At 65.4% G+C, this 16,134-nt stretch carries 10 protein-coding genes; 6 read left to right on the plus strand and 4 right to left on the minus strand.

All coding sequences use genetic code 11. The features are described from left to right. Positions 1-55: 55 nt before the first annotated feature. The 4 genes from WMW70_RS00810 to dibA are packed head-to-tail and all read right to left on the minus strand — an operon-like array spanning position 56 to position 10,608. Positions 56-1,969 carry an ATP-binding protein gene (locus tag WMW70_RS00810; RefSeq protein WP_341435628.1) on the minus strand — a complete coding sequence of 638 codons (1,914 nt, stop codon included), beginning with the start codon at positions 1,967-1,969 and terminating at the stop codon, positions 56-58. Then, the gene (locus WMW70_RS00815) at positions 1,966-7,134 is read right to left on the minus strand and encodes a PAS domain S-box protein (protein ID WP_341435629.1); all 5,169 of its coding nucleotides are present in this window, start codon (positions 7,132-7,134) and stop codon (positions 1,966-1,968) included. Before WMW70_RS00815 ends, WMW70_RS00810 begins: the two co-directional genes overlap by 4 nt. 39 nt (positions 7,135-7,173) lie before the next feature. Next, positions 7,174-8,301 carry a response regulator gene (locus tag WMW70_RS00820; protein ID WP_341435630.1) on the minus strand — a complete coding sequence of 376 codons (1,128 nt, stop codon included), beginning with the start codon at positions 8,299-8,301 and terminating at the stop codon, positions 7,174-7,176. A gap of 3 nt (positions 8,302-8,304) precedes the next feature. Further along, positions 8,305-10,608, minus strand: a complete 2,304-nt coding sequence (gene dibA / locus WMW70_RS00825) for a phosphodiesterase DibA (RefSeq protein WP_341435631.1) — start codon at positions 10,606-10,608, stop codon at positions 8,305-8,307. A gap of 165 nt (positions 10,609-10,773) precedes the next feature. Between dibA and desA the strand changes: the two genes are divergently transcribed. From desA to WMW70_RS00855, 6 genes are all read left to right on the plus strand, one after another. Continuing rightward, a complete protein-coding gene (gene desA / locus WMW70_RS00830) occupies positions 10,774-11,961 on the plus strand; it encodes a delta-9 fatty acid desaturase DesA (protein ID WP_341435632.1) in 1,188 nt (395 codons plus the stop codon). 98 nt (positions 11,962-12,059) lie between these two features. Next, positions 12,060-13,031 carry a GGDEF domain-containing protein gene (locus WMW70_RS00835; protein WP_341435633.1) on the plus strand — a complete coding sequence of 324 codons (972 nt, stop codon included), beginning with the start codon at positions 12,060-12,062 and terminating at the stop codon, positions 13,029-13,031. A 487-nt stretch (positions 13,032-13,518) separates the two neighbouring features. Continuing rightward, a complete protein-coding gene (locus tag WMW70_RS00840; RefSeq protein ID WP_341435634.1) occupies positions 13,519-14,772 on the plus strand; it encodes an OprD family porin in 1,254 nt (417 codons plus the stop codon). 176 nt (positions 14,773-14,948) lie between these two features. Continuing rightward, positions 14,949-15,275 carry an ArsR/SmtB family transcription factor gene (locus tag WMW70_RS00845; protein ID WP_341435635.1) on the plus strand — a complete coding sequence of 109 codons (327 nt, stop codon included), beginning with the start codon at positions 14,949-14,951 and terminating at the stop codon, positions 15,273-15,275. Continuing rightward, positions 15,272-15,703, plus strand: a complete 432-nt coding sequence (locus WMW70_RS00850) for a YeeE/YedE family protein (protein WP_341435636.1) — start codon at positions 15,272-15,274, stop codon at positions 15,701-15,703. Before WMW70_RS00845 ends, WMW70_RS00850 begins: the two co-directional genes overlap by 4 nt. 2 nt (positions 15,704-15,705) lie before the next feature. Continuing rightward, entirely contained in the window at positions 15,706-16,125 is a 420-nt protein-coding gene (locus tag WMW70_RS00855; RefSeq protein WP_341435637.1) for a DUF6691 family protein, read from the plus strand. Positions 16,126-16,134 lie beyond the last annotated feature (9 nt).

Below are 16,134 nucleotides of genomic sequence, written 5' to 3' on the forward strand. Positions count from 1 at the left end.
CCAGTGGTCTGGCCAAAGCCTAGGCCAGAATGGCGGTGGATGAACAGTTATCGGCTTATGGCGGCGTGACCCGGGGCAGCTCGAACCAGAAGGTTGCGCCCTGGCCGGGGACCGAGTCGAAGCCGATCTGCCCGCCCATGTGTTCGATCAGCTGCTTGCTGATGGCCAGGCCCAGGCCGGTGCCGCCCTGGCGCCGGGTGTCGGTGGCGTCGGCCTGGGCGAACTTGGCGAAGATCCGCGTCTTGAAGGCCTCGGCGATACCCGGGCCGTGGTCGCGCACACACACGCGCAGGCAGTCGCTGCCGGGCTGCACGGCGATGTCCACGGTTTGCCCGGCGGGGGAAAACTTCGCCGCATTAGCCAGCAGGTTGCTCAGCACCTGTTCCAGCCGCTGGCGGTCAACGCACACCCAGGCCTCGTCGACCGGCTCGACGAGCTGCAGCTGGACCTGGTACTGGCTGGCATAGGGCTGGTTCTGCGCCACGGCCTGCTCCAGCAGGGGGCGCAGGGGCTGTTCGAGCATCTCGAAGCGCATCTTGCCGGCGATCAGCTTGTCCATGTCGAGCAGGTCGTTGATCAGCGCGCTGAGGCGCTGGCTGTTGTCCTGGGCGATACGCAACATCTGCTGCATGGCCGCCGGTACTTCGCCCAGCGCGCCACCATTGATCAGACCCAGGGCCCCACTGATGGCGGTGAGCGGGGTGCGCAGTTCGTGGCTGACGGTCGAGGTGAACTCGCGCTGCAGGCGTTCCAGGCGCTTGCTTTCGCGGATGTCCTGTACATGCAGGATGCGCACGGAGGTGGCGTCCTGGGCGCTGCTGAGTACGGCGGCGCTGAGTTGCACGTCGATGGCCTGGCCATGGGCGTCGAGCAGGGCCTGGGTCCAGCTGCGGTTCTGCCCCTGAACGGTGGCGGCCAGCTGGGCCTGCAGCAGCGGCTGCTGGGCCGGCGCGCAGAATTGCGCCAGGGGCTGGCGCAGCAGGCTGTCCGCACGACGCTGCAGCAGCTGGCAGAGCGCCTGGTTGCAGGCCAGCAGATGGCCCTGGGCATCGAGCAGGGCCAGGCCCTGGGGGGTCATGTCGAAGGCCTGGAGGAACTGCCGCTGGCTCTGGTTGAGCGCCAGCAGCAGCCGGGTCTGGCGATGCTGGGTGTGCAGGGACAGGCCGATCAGCGCCGCGCAGCCACTCGCCAGGCCCCAGCCGAGCAGGCGCAGCCAGGCCGGCAGTGGCGGGTGCGGACGCAGGTCGCGGGCCTCGAGTTGCCAGTTGGCCCCGGCCAGGGGCACCGACAGGCGTACCAGGGGACTGTCGTGCTGCGCCGTGCTGGGCGTCGGGCCGGCCGGCTGCAGGTTGATGTCGATGCCGCGCTGCAGGGCGACGGCGGCGATTTCGGCATACAGACGGTCATAGTCGATCACGGTGCTGATCAGGCCCCAGTAGCGGCTCTCGTCGAGGTACACCGGGATGCGATAGACCAGCCCGCGGCCCCCCTGGACCAGGGGTAGCGGGCCATCGAGCATGGGCTGGCGGCTGTCGATGATGCGCTGCACCGTGGGCCACTGCCTGGGTTGGTCGGGGTAGTAGAGGCCGAGGGCCGCCTCGTTGCCGAGCAGGGGGTAGATAAAGCTGATGCGGTTGTCCGGGGCCAGGCCGATATTGCGAATATAGCGGCCCTGGCGGAACAGGCCTTCGAGCCAGGGTTGCAGTTCCTGCGGGTCGATCTGCCCGCCTTTGGCCGGTATATAGGACGCCAGCCCGGTGGCCAGGTGCAGGGTGGCGTTGAGTTCGGCCAGCAGCACCGCCCGTATCTCCCCGGCATGGGCGCTGAGACGCTGCTGATCGGCCTGCTCCTGGCGCAGCTTGTACTGCAGCAGCAACAGCTCGACCCCCAGGCCGAGGAGCAGCAGCAAGCCCAGGCTGATGGCCCAGTTGAGCAGGTAGCGCCGTCGCGATGACCCGCGTGCGTTCATTGCGGCGGTACCCTAGGCAGCTCGAACCAGAAGGTCGCGCCCTGGCCTGGCACCGAGTCGAAGCCGATCTGCCCGTCCATGTGTTCGATCAGCTGCTTGCTGATGGCCAGACCCAGGCCGGTGCCGCCCTTGTTTCGGGTGTCGGTGGCATCGGCCTGGGAGAACTTGCCGAAGATCCGCGTCTTGAAGGCCTCGGCGATACCCGGGCCGTGGTCGCGCACGCTGACGCGCAGGCAGTCGCCGCGGCCTTGTACGGCGATTTCCACGGACTCCCCGGCGGGGGAAAACTTGGCGGCATTCGACAGCAGGTTGGCCAGCACCTGGGCCAGGCGCTGGCTATCGACCCTGACCCAGTCGGCGTCGGCAGGTTCGCCTAGCTGCAGGTGCACCTGGTACTGGCTGGCATAGGGCTGGTTCTGCGCCACGGCCTGTTCCAGAAGGGGTTGCAGGGGCTGTTCGAGCAGCTCGAAGCTCATCTTGCCGGCGACCAGCTTGTCCATGTCGAGCAGGTCGTTGATCAGCTCGCTAAGGCGCTGGCTGTTGTCCTGGGCGATGCGCAGCATCTGTTGCATGGTCGCCGGCACCTCGCCCAGCACGCCGCCATTGATCAGCCCGAGGGAACCGGCGATGGCGGTCAGCGGGGTGCGCAGCTCATGGCTGACGGTGGAGATAAATTCGTTTTTCATCTGTTCGATGCGCTTGCGCTCGCTGATGTCGTGGATCACTGCGATAAAGCGCCGCTGGCCCTGGTGGCTGATCTGCGAGACGGCCAGCTCGATGTCGAACAGCTCGCCGTTGCGGCGCAGGCCGGTGAGCTCGCGCACCGTACCGATCAGGCGGGCCTCATTGGTCTGGCGGTAGCGGGTCAGGAAGCCATCGTGGGCCGGGAGCCCCAGCTCGGGCATCAGCAGCTTGACGTTGCGCCCGCTGACTTCGGCCAGGCTGTAGCCGAAAATCCGTTCGGCGGCGTGGTTGAAGGTTTCGATGATGCCCTGCTGGTCGATGGTGACGATGGCGTCGAGGACGTTGTCGAGCAGGGTTCGCAGGTAGTCCTCGCGTTCGCGAATCGCCCGTTCGGCCTCGACCCGCTCGCTGAAATCCTGGATCTGCACCACGAAATGCACCGGCTGGCCCTGGCTATCGCGCACCAGAGCGACACTCAGCAACACCCAGAGCGCGCGGCCCTGGCGGTCCAGGTAGCGTTTTTCCAGCTGGTAGCCGTTGATCCGCCCGGCCAGCAGTTCCTCCAGGCTGTGCAGGTCGCTTTGCAGGTCGTCGGGGTGGGTGAGGCTCTGGAAGTCCAGCTGCAGCAGCTCGGCGCGGCTGTAGCCGAGCATCCGGCAGAGCTCGTCGTTGACCTCCAGCCATTGCCCCCGCGGGGACACCAGGGCCATGCCCTGGGGCGCGGTGCTGAAGGCGCTGCTGAAGCGCTGCTGGCTGACGCTGAGGGCATCCTCCACGGCCTTGCGGTCGCTGATGTCCCAGATAAACCCGGAGATCCACAGCGGCCTGCCATCGGGGGCATATTCGGCCCGGCCTTTTTCCCGCACCCAGACGCTGTGGCCATCGGCATGCTGCAGGCGATAGGTCAGCTCGAAGCTTTGCTGGCGGGCGATGGCCTCGTGGGCCTGGTAGGTGATGGGCAGGTCGTCCGGGTGAATCACGCTGGCAAAGCTGCGCTGGCGGTTGTCGATAAAGTCGCTGGCCGGATAGCCGGTCAGGTTCAGCACCTCGTCGCTCATATAGCGCATGGTCCAGTCGGCATCGTTGTCGCAGCGATAGACCGCCCCTGGCAGGTTGGCCACCAGGCCGCGAAAGCGGCTTTCGCTCTTCTGCAGGGCGCGGGTGGTCTGTTGCAGCTCGGTGATGTCGCTGGCGATACCGAGAAAGCCGCTGATGCTGCGGTCGTTCTCGAAGATGGCGCTGACTGTAAGGTTGACCCGCCGCTGGCTGCCATCCTTGCACACATAGGTCCACTGCTGGGTATCCGGTTCGCCGCTGCGGGCATGGTGGACAAACACCTCGAAACCTTCGACGGGCGTACCGCTGTGCTGACTCAGGGCAGCGCCGCGCGCCTCGATTTCGCTGGCCAGGTGGAAGGCTGCCGGGCTGGTGCGGCCGATCATCTCGGCGGCGCTATAGCCCAGCAGGCGCTCGGCCCCGGTATTGAACAGGCTGATCTGGCCGGCGGTGTCGGTGGCGATAATGCTCACCCCGGTGGCCGAGTCGAGTACCGCCTGGAGGAAGGCGCGGGCCTGGCGGATCTCTTCCTCGCGCTGCTTGGTCTGGCTGATATCGGCATGGGTGCCGTACATCAGCAAGGGCTGGCCGGCCTCACCGCGGCGCTCGACCCGGCCGCGGTCGTGGACCCAGACCCAGTGGCCGTGCTTGTGGCGGATACGGTACTGGCAGTCGTAGTAGGGGGTTTCGCCGCGAAAATGGGCCTGCAGCCGTTCGCTGGACAGCGCCAGGTCATCGGGGTGGATCAGCTGTTGCCAGTGCTGGAAATCGCCGGGAGTCAGTTCGTCCAGGTGGTAGCCGATGATCTGCGCCCAACGCTCGTTGAATACCATGGCCCCGCTTTGCACATCCCATTCCCAGGTGCCGATATGGGTGCCTTCGATAATGCTCGCCAGGCGTTCGCTCTGGGCCTTGATTGCCGCCTCGGTGCTGGCCTGTTCGGTAACATCCTGCACGGTGCCGACCAGGCGCAGCATGTTGCCCTGTGCGTCGGGCTGCAGGTGCGCCCGCTCATGGACCCAGCGCACCTCGCCATTGGGGCAGATGATGCGGTGCACCACGTCGTGCGCGCCACCCGCCATCACCCGTTGTTCGCTGGCGTCGACCAGGGCGACATCCTCGGGGTGCAGCGCACGTCTGAAGTTTTCCACGCTGGGCCGGTAGTGCTGAGGGTCATAGCCGAAGATGCTGTAGATGGTGCTCGACCAATACAACTCGCCGCTTTGCAGGTTGGCTTCCCAGTGGCCGAGGCGGGCGATGCGCTGGGCGTCGTCGAGGCGTTCGAGCAGGACCTGGCGTGCCTGTTCCTGTTGCTGGCGCTCCAGGGTGGCCCCGACCCAGCGGCCGAACAGGCGCAGAAACTCGCGGTCGGCCTCGTCGAAGGGGCTCTGCCGCGCTTCGTGGGCGCAGAACGCCAGGGTGCCGAAGCGTTGCCCGGCCACGCTGATGGCGATGCCGATATAGGTTTCCAGGGCGAACAGGGGGTAGCAGGGGTGGTTGGCATGGACCGACTTGCCCATCTGGTCGATGGCCAGCACGTCGTCGCTGCGCAGGGCGATGCTGCAGTAAGTGTCGCCGAGGGCGAAGCGCTGGCCATCTTCCAGGCCGCCCGGCGGTGAGACCTGGGCCATGACCCGGTAATCCTCGCCGTCGATCTGGCTGATGATCGCCAGGGGCACGGCGTAGAAATCGGCCCCCAGTTGCAGGGCCTGGCGCAGCTGTTGCTGGCTGCTCAGGGTCGGCAGGGCGGCGATCTCGTTGAGCGCGCGCAGGGCGGCCTGCTGGCGTTGCAGGCTGTGCTGGGCCTGTTCGCGCTGGATATCGCGACGCAGGGCCTCGATCAACTGGCCGAGGGTGGCCAGCAGCGGCTGCAGAAATTCGACAAAGGCCTGGTCATAGCCGCCGGCCCGGTTGGCCAGGCCGAGCATGCCGATCAGCTGGCCATTGGCATGGATGGGCAGACCGGCAAAGGCCTGCAGCAGCGGGGAGGGCTCCGCCGGGCCGGCAGGCTGGGGCGCTGCGCTCGGCATATTACGCAGCAGCGGACTGTTGCTGTGCAGCGCCTGTTCGAGCAGTTCGTCGAGGTCCGGCGCAGACTGGTCTGCGCGGCGCAGGTCGCTGGAGGCCTGATAGCTGACGGCATAGGCGCGCAGATAGGGCGCGCCCTGGCCGTCGTGGAGCACTTCGCCGATCAGGCCGAACTGGCTGTCGCTGAGAACGAGGATGCGCTTGAGCAGGGCGTCGAAGGCTTCGCGTTGATTCTGCGCGTTGATATAGGCCGCCTGGGTCTCGGCGATTACCGCCAGCAGCTGGCGCGCCTGCTCGCTCTGCCGATGCTTGGCCTGTAGTTCGTCGCGGTGACGGCTGAGCAGGATCTGGCTGCTGCGCTTGGTCGCCAGCAGCAGCAACAGCAGCAGCGCCGCCGCTCCCAGCCAGGCCAACAGCCATTTGCCGACCAGCTGGCGCTGGTCGCGCCGGTGGATGGCCGCCAGTTCGCTGATATCGCGCCATACCAGGGCGATGGCCTGGGTCGTGGCCGGGCTGCCTGCGTCCTGCGGGTAGCCCGGCAGGACGAACTGGTTGAGCAGGTAGCTGCGCCCCTGGTCCTCCAGCAGCTGTCGGCTATAGCCGGCGGCCGGGGCCGGCAGCAGGCCGGCGGCCTGCCAGGCCTGAACCTGGGGGCGGGAGGAGCCGATCAGCTGCCAGCCGCCGGGCTCCGCTTCCAGGCCGCGCAAGGCCTCGCCATCGCGTACCCGGACGGGCGGTTGCAGCAGCAGGGCAACGCCGGCATTGAGTTCCCGGTCCAGCTGCTGCAGCTCGCCGAGCACCTCGTACACCACTTCGATGGCCCCCACGGTGAGCGGCCCGGCGAGGCTGTCGACCCGTAACGGGGTAACCGCACGCATGCCCAGGCCCTGCAGGCTGAGATCCAGGCCGGCGCGGCTGGTACCGCTGCGCAGGGCGTCGCGCAGTATCGGGTGGCGGTCGCTCAGGTTGTCGCCATGGCGTTCCGGGGCGTGCACGCGCAGGAACACTTCGCCGGCGGGTGCCAGGTGCACCAGCAGGCGGAAGGGATGGCTCGGCTGCAGGTTGCGCCAGCGCGGTACCAGGCGGGTATACAGCTGATTGCGGATGCTCGTCAGGGCAGGGTCGGCAGGCTCCAGAGCGTGGGCCTGGCGCACCAGTTCGACCACCCAGGCATCCGCCGCCAGGGTTTCGCCGAGCAGCTGCGCCTGGGCGGCCTGGCGCTGGCGGGTGCTCAGTAGCGCCAGCTGTTGCAGCTCGCTCTGGCTGGCCAGCTGCAGCTGCCAGAGCGCTTCGCGTTCCTGCAGGGCGCGTGAGCCGAGGGTGAGGAACAACAGCGCCAGGGCCAGGCTACCGAAACCGACAATCCAGCGAATTGCAGCAGAGCTGTGGCTAGCCATTGAGGCCCTCTAAAGGCTGACGGTGATGAGCGCTCGGGTTCAGGGCAGGCCCGCCAGGCGGCGTAGACGGGCGAGTTTGTCGGCATCGGGTACGGCGGCCTGTTCGCTGGCCGCCAGGTGCATGACGATGGCCTCGCGGCGAGTATTGATGGTCGGCAGCGCATAGCAGGCCCCGATCAGGTCGCGCAGCGGGGTGGGCAGGTGCCAGTGGGCTTTCAGGCGGTTGGCCAGCACGCTGCTGGCCTTGTCCATGGCCCGGCTCAACTCTTCCAGGGACAGGCTGTGGCCAGCGTTGCGCCAGAGCTGCGCCTGCTGTAGCAGGCACAGCTCGCCCATGCGGTAGAGCAGGGCGGCGCTGTGCAGCGGCGCGGGGTCGAGGCGGCAGGCCTGGGCCAGTTCGGCCACGCGCGGGTGCAGGTTGTCGATCTGCTGCAGCTGCGCCTCGGCCTGCAGGCGCAGTTCGGCATCATCCAGCTGGCTGGCGGGATTCAGGCCCAGGCCTATGCCGATATTCAGGCTGGTGGTCGGACCGAGGATCTGCAGCGCCTGGCCCAGGCTCAGGCAGGGGGTGGCCGAGGTGTTGTACTGGCGACTGTTGGCGGCGGCCAGCAGGCGACCGGTGAGGGTCGGGTCATCCTGCCAGGCCTGCTGCAGCTGACGCACGTTGGGCTGCTGGCGGCCAAGCGCGTCGAGCTTGGCCTGCATGCCCGTCTGCAGGGGCAGGTCCAACGCACTGTCGGCCTGGCTGTCGAGAAACTCGATAAAGCTGCCGGCGCTGCTGGCGGCGACAGTGGGGGTGTCGCTGAAGGCCGGCAGCAGGCGGTCCAGGCACTCGAGCACCTTGGGCACTTGAAACGGCTTGCTGATAAAGGCGCTGATCCGCAGCGAGCGCACGGCCAGCACGCTGTCGCGGTCGGCGCGGCCTGTGACCATCACCAGCGGGACCTGCTGGTCGTCCTGGCGTACCCGTTCGAGCAGCGTGGTACCCGGGCCGTCGGGCAGGTTCCAGTCGCAGATCAGCAGGTCGGCGGTCTGGCTCTGCCAGTCGTTCATGGCCTTGCCCAGGCTGGCATGGCAAATCACCTGGGTGCCGGGGCGCAGACTGTGGACGATCTGCTTGAGCAGGTCGGCGATCCAGACATCGTCTTCGAGAATCATCACGCGCATGGTCTATTCATGCTCCAGCGGGGCCGTTGCGCAGTGCACCAGGGGCAACTGCGCGAGCAGGGCCTCGGCCGGTTGCGGGCGGCCGAAATAGTAACCCTGGGCATGGTCGCAGCCCAGTTGTTCGAGCAGCTCGACCTGCTCCAGCTGTTCGATCCCCTCGGCCAATACCTTGAGCCCCAGGCTGTGGCCCAGGGCGATGACCGCACGGGTGATGGCGACATCGTCCTGGTCGTGGGGCAGGCCCATGACGAAGCTCTGGTCGAGTTTCAGCTTGTGCACCGGCATGCGCTTGAGGCGGGCCAGGGAGCTGTAGCCGGTACCGAAGTCGTCGATGGCCAGGCGCACGCCCAGGGCGCGCAGGCGCTCGAGCAGGGCCAGGGCCGCGTCGGGGTTGTCCATCACCGCGCTTTCGGTGACCTCCAGTTCGAGGAAGGCCGGGTCGAGGCCGGTGTCGGCCAGTACCTGGGCCACCCGGCTATCCAGCTCGCCGCGGCTGAACAGGCGGCTGGAAACATTCACCGCGACAAAGCGCAGGGCATAGTCGGCGGCCTGCCAGGCGACCATCTGCCGGCAGGCCTTGTCCAGCACCCAGGCGTCGATGGCACCGATCAGCCCGCTTTCCTCGGCGATCGGAATAAATTCCCCCGGCGGCACCAGGCCGCGTTGCGGGTGCTGCCAGCGCACCAGGGCTTCGACCCCGATCATCTGCCGGCTGCGCAGGCACATCAGTGGCTGGTAATACACGCGCAATTCGTCGTGCTCCAGGGCATGGCGCAGGGCGCTGACCAGTTCGACCCGCTGGCGTGCGTATTCGGTCAGCTCCTGGGCGTAGAAGGCATAGCCCTCGCGGCCGCTGCTCTTGGCCTTGAACAGCGCGGAATCGACGTTGCGCAGCACCTGGGCGACATTGTCGGCGTCGCCGGGAAACAGGCTGATGCCGACACTGGCCCCGATAAACAGCTCATGGTTATTGACCACGAAAGGCTGGCTCAGGCAGTTGAGCAGCTGTTGGGCCAGACCGGCCGCCTGCTCGGCCGTGGCGCAGTCTTCACAGAGCAGGCCGAATTCGTCGCCGCCCAGGCGCGCCAGGGTCATGGCACCCTGAAACTGCTGGCGCAGGCGTTCGCCAACCTCCTTGAGCAGCAGGTCGCCGGTGGCGTGGCCGAGGCTTTCATTGATGAGCTTGAAGTGGTCTAGGTCGACCAGCAGCACGGCCCCGCGGCGTTTGTCGCGTTGCCCGCGCTCCAGCGCGGTCTCGACCCGCTCGGTGAACAGCAGGCGGTTGGGCAGGTTGCTCAGGGGGTCGTGATGGGCCAGGTAGTCCAGTTCACTCTGGGAGCGCTTGAGCGCGGTGATATCGGAGAACACCGCGACGTAGTGGCTGATCTCGCCCTCTTCGTCGCGAATGACGCGGATATTCTGCCACTGTGGATAGATCTCGCCGTTCTTGCGCCTGTTCCACACCTCACCGCTCCAGCCGCCGCGGCTTTGCAGAGCATGCCAGAGGCTGTTGTAGAAGTCCTGGTCGTGGCGCCCGGACTTCAGCAGGCTGGGCTGCTGGCCGAGGATTTCCTCCTGGCTATAGCCGGTGATCCGGGTAAAGGCCGGGTTGCAGTGGACGATGTGCTGCTTGGCATCGGTGACCAGTACCCCTTCCTGGGTGGCGTCGAAGACCGCAGCGGCCTGGCGCAGGCTGTCTTCGTCGTTGCGCCGCTGGGTGATGTCGCTGGCCGTGCCGATCATCCGCTCCGGGCGGCCCTGGTCGTCCAGCAGCAGGCGGCCGCGGGATTGAATCCAGCGGTAGGTGTCATCCTTGTGGCGCAGGCGATAGCTGACTTCGTAGGGATCCTGGCTGGCGTTGCTCAGGCGTTGTTCCAGGCTGCGCTGGAAATGCTCACGGTCGTCGGGGTGCAGGCGTTGCAGCCAGTTTTCCTGGTCGTTGCCCAGGCCGCCCGGCGGCAGGCCGAGCAGGTTGGTGTAATCGGGGGAGAAGAACACCGTGCGGGTATGCAGGTCCCATTCCCACATGCCATCCCTGGCCGCACTCAGGGCGCGGCTCAGGCGGGTTTCGCTGTCGCTCAGGACCAGGTTGGCGCGCTGCTGCTGCTGTTGATAGGTGCGCAGCACCCAGTACAGCAGCACGCCGGTTAGCAGGACGAAGAGCAACCCCTTGATCAGCTGTACGGACTCCAGTTGCTCGAGCGAGAGGCCGAGGGCCGCGACCACGGAGTCGCTGAATGCTACCCAGAGGCCGGCAGCCAGGGTGTAGGCGAGGGTCAGACGCCGGGCGCTGTGGGGAACATTCATAGGGAGTAGTCAGTCCTTTTGATCTGCTGGGCAGTATAGGTGCTAACGCGGGGCCGGCATTCTTATCCAAAAGACCAACTGGTTTTCTGATCCGGGTCAGGGATAATGCCGTAGTCTGTCGTAGCAACAGGCTGCGTTCTTCTTTACACGAGGCACTCGATCCCCATGTGGTACAACGGTTTTCTCGACCTGTCGATCTGGCAACTGATTGCGGTCACCCTGCTGATGACGCATGTGACTATCGTCAGCGTCACAGTCTATCTGCATCGTTACTCGGCCCACCGCGCCCTGGAGCTGCATCCTGCGCTCAAGCATTTCTTCCGTTTCTGGCTGTGGCTGACCACGGCGCAGAACACCCGCGAATGGACCGCGATCCACCGCAAGCACCACGCCAAATGCGAGACCGTGGATGACCCGCACAGCCCGGTGATCAAGGGTCTGAGCACCGTGCTGCGCACAGGTGCCGAACTCTACGCCGAAGAGGCGAAAAACCCGGAAACCCTGCGTATCTACGGCAAGAACTGCCCGGAAGACTGGGTCGAGCGCAACCTCTATTCGCGTTTCCCCATGGCCGGTATCAGCCTGATGGCGGTCATCGATCTGGCCCTGTTCGGCGCGGCGGGTATCACCATCTGGGCGGTCCAGATGATGTGGATCCCGGTATGGGCGGCCGGTGTGATCAACGGCCTCGGCCACGCAGTCGGCTATCGCAACTTCGAATGCCGCGATGCCGCGACCAATCTGCTGCCCTGGGGCATCCTGATCGGCGGCGAAGAGCTGCATAACAACCACCACACCTACCCGAACTCGGCCAAGTTGTCGGTGAAGAAGTGGGAATTCGACATGGGCTGGTTCTGGATCAGGCTGTTCAGTCTGCTGGGCCTGGCCAAGGTGCAGCGCGTCGCGCCAATCGCCCACCGGGTGGAAGGCAAGCGCAGCCTCGACATGGACACCGCCATGGCGATTCTCAACAACAGGTTCCAGATCATGGCGCAGTACCGCAAGCTGGTGATCGGACCCCTGGTCAAGCAGGAGCTGGCCAAGGCCGACGCCTCGATGCGCCATCATTTCCACCGCGCCAAGCGCCTGCTGGCCCGCGAGCCGAGCCTGCTCGACGAAGGGCATCAGCTGCGTATCCAGCGCGTGCTGGAGCAAAGCCAGGCGCTCAAGGTGATCTACGAGAAGCGTCTGGCCCTGCAGCAGATCTGGGTCAAGACCAGCGCCAATGGCCACGACATGCTCGAAGCCATCAAGCAATGGGTGCATGAGGCCGAGGCCAGCGGCATTCAGTCGCTGCGCGAATTCGCCGAGCAGCTGAAAACCTATTCGCTGCGGCCGACCGTCAGCGCCTGATAGGGCCTGACGCAAATAACCCGCCTGGCCCGGCGGGTTTTTTGTTTCTGACATATGCTCCTGATATTGCTTAAGCACTGTGCACCCCGGCGGCGTTTATGGATGAAGTGAGCAGACTGCAACTCGAGCATGAGGAGTTGACCCTGGCGCTATTGCACACTCGCGGCGAAGTCGCGCGGCTGCAGGAGCGCGAGCAGCTGTTCAGCACCCTGCTGGGCAGCGTCAATGCCGTGCTCTGGGCCTTCGATTGGGAAGCCCAGCGGGTCGTCTATGTCAGCCCCGCCTACGAGCGCATCTTCGGCCGCTCCGCTGCCCTGCTGCTGGCCAGTTATGACGAGTGGCGCAACAGCATCTACCCGGACGACCTGGACTACGCCGCCGAGAGCCTGGCCCAGGTCCTGGAGGCCGGCGCGGTCGAGGCTCGCGAGTACCGCATCATCCGCAGCGACGGCCAACTGCGCTGGCTCAGCGACAAATGCTTCGTCAGCCGCCAGAGCCCCGCTGGCAGGGCGCAGATCATTGTCGGTATCGCCGAGGACATCACCGAGAAGAAGCAGCTGGAAGGCGAACTGCACCGCCTGGCCACCACCGATGTGCTGACCCAGAGCAGCAATCGCCGACATTTCTTCGAGTGCGCCCAGCGCGAGTTCGAGCAGGCCCGCGAATACGGCAGCCCGCTGGCCTTTCTGCTGGTCGACCTGGACGACTTCAAGCTGATCAATGACCGCTACGGTCACCAGATGGGCGATCAGGTCCTGCAGCGTCTGGCCTACAGCGGTGCTTCCACGCTGCGGCGCGGCGACCTGTTCGGGCGTATTGGCGGCGAAGAGTTCGCCGCGCTCTTCCCCCGTTGCGAGCCGGCCCTGGCCATGCAGATTGCCGAGCGCCTGCAGCGCGAGGTGCGGCGTATACGCTTTAGCCACGAAGGTACCCCGTTCGGCGTCACCCTTAGTCAGGGCCTGACCAGCCTGCGCGTCGAGGACCTGACCCTGGACGCCCTCTACACCCGTGCCGATGCCGCCATGTACCGGGCCAAGCGCCAGGGCAAGAACCAGATAGTGGTCGACTGAGCGGGCGGTTTGCAGCTGTCGCAGGCCGCTGGTGGTTATGGCGAAAAACCGCCTGTTGCCACTCGCCATTCGGCGAAAAACCGCCTGTTGTGCGGCTCCGATAATCCCCCGATCTTTTTTCTCTGTTGCGCTCGAAGCCTGCGCTAGAGCGCTCGGCTGCATTAATGCAGGGACTGGCACAGTATCTGCGTAGGGCTCCGTATAGAACGGCCGTTCCCATCTGCGGCCAATAATAAAAAGACCGAGAGCCGCGCCATGATCCCTACCTGCCCGATGCCCTGTCGCCTGACTTCGATTTGCGCCTCCTGTCTGCGCATGCACGCCTGATTCCGCTTATTGCTCCGTCGCCTGTCCGCTGCGCATCTGCGCGCCGCTGCGTCTGGCTCCGGGTGCAAAAGCCCCTGAATTCGGTGCGTGCCTGCCCCTTCACCTGGTGAAGCCCTGTGCCGTGCCGATGTGCCACCCACACACAACTGGAGCTATCACAATGAGAAAGACCTCCCTGGCCCTGGCCGTCGCCGCCAGCACCCTGGGCTTGTCCCTGAGCCAAGTCGCCACTGCGGCATTTATCGAAGACAGCAAAGCCAGCATTGAAGCGCGCAACTTCTATTACAACAGCGATTTCCGCGAGGATGCCGGCCAGTCCAAGTCAGAAGAATGGGCTCAGGGCTTTCTGCTGCGCATGGAGTCGGGTTACACCGAAGGCACGGTAGGTTTCGGCGTCGATGCGCTAGCCACTTTCGGCTTCAAGCTGGATTCCGGTGACGGCACCGCCGGCAGCGGCCTGCTCAACCCGGATCGTTCCGGTGGCTCCCAGGACAACTACGGTGGTCTGGGCCTGACGGCCAAGGCCAAGGTATCCGAGAGCGTGCTCAAGGTCGGTGCCCTGCAGTTGAAGAACCAGGCCGTCGGCTCCAGCGACAGCCGTCTGCTGCCCCAGGTCTTCCGCGGTGCCAACCTGGTGTCCAAGGATATTGCCGGCCTGACCCTCGACCTGGGTTATCTGGACGAGGTCAACAACCGCAACTCCAGCGACTATCAGGACATGCGCCTGAACACCTTCACCAATAGCGGCATCACCGTCAGCGGTGCCAACCAGGCCAATCAGTTCATCTTTGCCGGCGGCAACTACAAGCTGACCGACAACCTGACCGGCGGCTACTACTACAGCAACCTGGAAGACCTGTACAAGCAGCACTCCTTCAACCTGGTGCATGTGCTGCCGCTGGCCGACAAGCAGTCGCTCAAGAGCGACCTGCGCTATGCGCGCTCCACCGATGACGGTTCGAGCAACGTAGACAACAAGGCCTTCGGTGCCATGTTCACCTACGCCATCAGCGGCCACAGCTTCGGCCTGGGCTACCAGAACATGAGCGGCGATACCGGCTTTGCCTATATTGGCGACAGCGTCGACCCCTTCCTGGTCAACTACGTACAGGTCGGCAACTTCGCTGCCAAGGACGAAACCTCCTGGCAGGCCCGTTACGACTTCAACTTCGCCTCCATTGGCATCCCGGGCCTGACCTTTATGACCCGCTACCTGACCGGCGACAATATCGACCGTGGTGCCAATCCAGAAGGCAAGGAGTGGGAGCGCAACATGGATATCGCCTATGTGGTTCAGGACGGTACCTTCAAGAACCTCGGCATCAAGTGGCGCAACGCGACCATGCGCAACAACTTCAGCCGCGATATCGACCAGAACCGTCTGATCGTCAGCTACACCCTGCCGCTGTTCTGATCGGCGCAGTGCGCGGCTGAGCTGTTGCATCCAGTTCAGCCTGCTTAGCCACCAGAAAACCCGGGACTCTGTTCCGGGTTTTTTATGCCTGCCGATTGTGTGCGGGTCGTTTGGCAGGGCTTGCTATTCAATATACAAAAGAATAAATTGTTTTTGTCTTAATTGAGTGCCGCCCGATGAATGCTTCCGACACCCCCCTCGATATTCAGCAACTGCGCGCCAATGCCGATGCGGCGGGGCAGCTGCTCAAGGCCCTGGGCAATCCCGACCGCCTGCTGCTGCTCTGCCAGCTGTCCCAGGGCGAGCGCAATGTCAGCGAGCTGGAAACCCTGCTGGGCATCCAGCAGCCGACCCTGTCCCAGCAACTGGCGGTGCTGCGCCGCGAGGGCCTGGTGCAGACCCGCCGCGAGGGCAAGCAGATCCATTACCGGATCTGCAGCCCGGCGGCCCTGGCGGTGATCAACACCCTCTATCAACTGTTCTGCGTAGGAGAGCCGCAATGACCATCGACTGGCTTAATTTCACGCCCTGGAGCGCCCTGGGTGGCGGGGCCCTGATCGGCCTGGCGGCGGCGCTGTTCGTGGTTCTCAACGGACGTATCGCCGGCATAAGCGGCCTGCTCGGTGCGGTCGTGGAAGGCGGTGAGGGGCGTGGCGAGAAGGCCCTGTTTCTTCTCGGCCTGCTGCTCGCACCTTTGCTCTGGGGGCTGTTCGCTGCCCTGCCGCCGATCGAGTTCCAAGGCGGCTGGCTGAGCCTGACTCTGGCCGGCTTGCTGGTGGGGGTCGGCACCCGCTATGGAGCAGGCTGCACCAGCGGCCACGGGGTGTGCGGGATTTCCCGGCTGTCGCCCCGTTCGCTGGCGGCGACCCTGGCCTTTATGGCCGCGGGTTTCGCCACGGTATTTGTCCTACGTCATCTGTTGGGAGGCTGATCATGCGCAAACTGACTGCATTACTGGCCGGGCTGATCTTCGGCGTCGGTCTGTTGCTGGCCGGCATGGCCAACCCGGCCAAGGTGTTGGGCTTTCTCGACCTGGCCGGGGCCTGGGATCCATCCCTGGCACTGGTGATGCTGGCGGCCATCGCCGTGGCCGTGCTGCCCTTTCGCTGGGCCCGTCAGCAAAGCCTGACGCTGCTGGACGCGCCCATGCAGCTGCCGAACAAGCGCAACCTGGATCGACGGCTGATCGGCGGCAGCCTGCTGTTCGGCGTCGGCTGGGGGATTGCGGGTATCTGCCCGGGGCCGGCGCTGGCGATTCTGCTTAGCGGGCACTGGCAGGTGTTGTTGTTCGTTCTGGCCATGCTGGCCGGGATGTTGTTGTTCAGCGTGCTGGAGAACCGGCGCGCAGCATGACCGAGGAGG

Origin of the sequence: Pseudomonas sp. XK-1 (assembly GCF_038069885.1) — a bacterium.
In the GTDB taxonomy this organism is placed as follows: domain Bacteria; phylum Pseudomonadota; class Gammaproteobacteria; order Pseudomonadales; family Pseudomonadaceae; genus Aquipseudomonas.

What these genes read in the sequence shown, in the direction of transcription:
- WMW70_RS00810 (WP_341435628.1), bottom strand. Translation starts at nt 1,969, where the DNA reads ATGAACGCACGCGGGTCATCGCGACGGCGCTACCTGCTCAACTGGGCC.
- WMW70_RS00815 (WP_341435629.1), bottom strand. Translation starts at nt 7,134, where the DNA reads ATGGCTAGCCACAGCTCTGCTGCAATTCGCTGGATTGTCGGTTTCGGT.
- WMW70_RS00820 (WP_341435630.1), bottom strand. Translation starts at nt 8,301, where the DNA reads ATGCGCGTGATGATTCTCGAAGACGATGTCTGGATCGCCGACCTGCTC.
- dibA (WP_341435631.1), bottom strand. Translation starts at nt 10,608, where the DNA reads ATGAATGTTCCCCACAGCGCCCGGCGTCTGACCCTCGCCTACACCCTG.
- desA (WP_341435632.1), top strand. Translation starts at nt 10,774, where the DNA reads ATGTGGTACAACGGTTTTCTCGACCTGTCGATCTGGCAACTGATTGCG.
- WMW70_RS00835 (WP_341435633.1), top strand. Translation starts at nt 12,060, where the DNA reads ATGGATGAAGTGAGCAGACTGCAACTCGAGCATGAGGAGTTGACCCTG.
- WMW70_RS00840 (WP_341435634.1), top strand. Translation starts at nt 13,519, where the DNA reads ATGAGAAAGACCTCCCTGGCCCTGGCCGTCGCCGCCAGCACCCTGGGC.
- WMW70_RS00845 (WP_341435635.1), top strand. Translation starts at nt 14,949, where the DNA reads ATGAATGCTTCCGACACCCCCCTCGATATTCAGCAACTGCGCGCCAAT.
- WMW70_RS00850 (WP_341435636.1), top strand. Translation starts at nt 15,272, where the DNA reads ATGACCATCGACTGGCTTAATTTCACGCCCTGGAGCGCCCTGGGTGGC.
- WMW70_RS00855 (WP_341435637.1), top strand. Translation starts at nt 15,706, where the DNA reads ATGCGCAAACTGACTGCATTACTGGCCGGGCTGATCTTCGGCGTCGGT.